This window comes from Bradyrhizobium sp. MI1.3, assembly GCF_055811695.1.
This window is the reverse complement of record NZ_JBVVPQ010000036.1, coordinates 77,991-79,314: the sequence shown is the minus strand read 5'-3', so window position 1 is coordinate 79,314 and position 1,324 is coordinate 77,991. Positions and strand designations below refer to the sequence as shown.

Annotated in this window: 1 protein-coding gene; it reads right to left on the bottom strand. The window is 66.9% G+C overall.

The features are described from left to right. Positions 1–85: 85 nt before the first annotated feature. Positions 86–1,105, bottom strand: a complete 1,020-nt coding sequence (locus tag AC0L3A_RS24780; RefSeq protein WP_354127013.1) for an Hsp33 family molecular chaperone — start codon at positions 1,103–1,105, stop codon at positions 86–88. Between the last annotated feature and the right edge of the window lie 219 nt (positions 1,106–1,324).

Sequence of the window (1,324 nt, the reverse complement as noted above, 5' to 3'; positions counted from 1 at the left end):
TGATCTACGCCAATACTGTCGTGCAACGGGGCACGCCCTGGATCGAAAAAGCCGCCTAGCCTTTAATGGTTGCTACGGCACCGCGCTACGCGTCCTCGACGCCCGCCTCATCCGGTGTGAACTCGTACACCGAGCTGCAGAACTCGCAGGTCACGACGACCTTGTCGTCCTTGACCATTGCGGCACGGTCGTCGGACGAAAAGCTCTTCAGCATCGATGCCACCGCATCGCGCGAGCAGGAGCATTGCGCCTTCAAGGGCAGCGGATTGAACACGCGCACGCCGCGTTCGTGGAAGAGACGGTAGAGCAACCGCTCGCCGGACAGCTCGGGATCGATCAGCTCGACGTCTTCGACGGTTTCGATCAGCGAGCGCGCCTCGACCCAGGCATCGTCTTCAGCGACGGCATGGACCTCGACGCCCTCGGGCGCATCGCCGGGATGCAGATCGGCCTGCCGCGCGCGCTCGGGCGCCTTCGGCAGGAACTGCATCAGCATGCCGCCGGCACGCCAGCGATGCTTGCCGCCGTCGTTCGAACGCCACTCCTCGCCCACGGCGAGACGCACGCGTGTCGGGATCTGCTCGGAGCGCAGGAAATATTCGTGAGCGGCGTCTTCGAGGCTGCCGCCGTCGAGCGCGACCAGGCCCTGGTAGCGGCTCATGTCGGGGCCCTGGTCGATGGTCATGGCCAGATGACCGTGGCCCAGCAGCGCGCCGGAAGTCTTGCCGGAATCCTGGACTTCGCCGAGGCGCGCGGCATCATAGCGCGCATAGGCGCGCAGGCGATCCGGCGCCTGATAGTCCACGACCAGGAACGACACAGGACCGTCGGTCTGGGCCTGGAGGATGAAGCGGCCTTCGAACTTCAGCGACGAGCCGAGCAGCGTGGTCAGCACGATGGCCTCGCCGAGCAGCTTGCCGACCGGCGCCGGGTAATCGTGCTTGGTCAGGATTTCGTCGAGCGCCGGACCAAGCCGCACCAACCGACCGCGCACATCAAGCGCGTCGACCTCGTAAGGCAGCACGGCGTCGTCGATCGGAACCGCGGATGGCGCGCGAACCGGGCCCTCGAGCCCGGTTTTCATGTCAGGGGATTGGGAAACCATGGCGCTTTATCTGGGGTCGGAAGGCGGAATTGGAAGGGGGGTGAGGGCTGTGGTCCGGAATGCAGAACGGATCGTACGCAAGCACGGCAAACTCGGTGTGGGGGGGGGGGGGGGGCCCCCCCCCCCCCAAAATTCGTGGGGGGCCGCCGGGCGCGGCCCCCCCCCCCCGGGGCGGGGCCCCCCCCGGGGACACGAGAGCACGCACACACGAAGCACAAA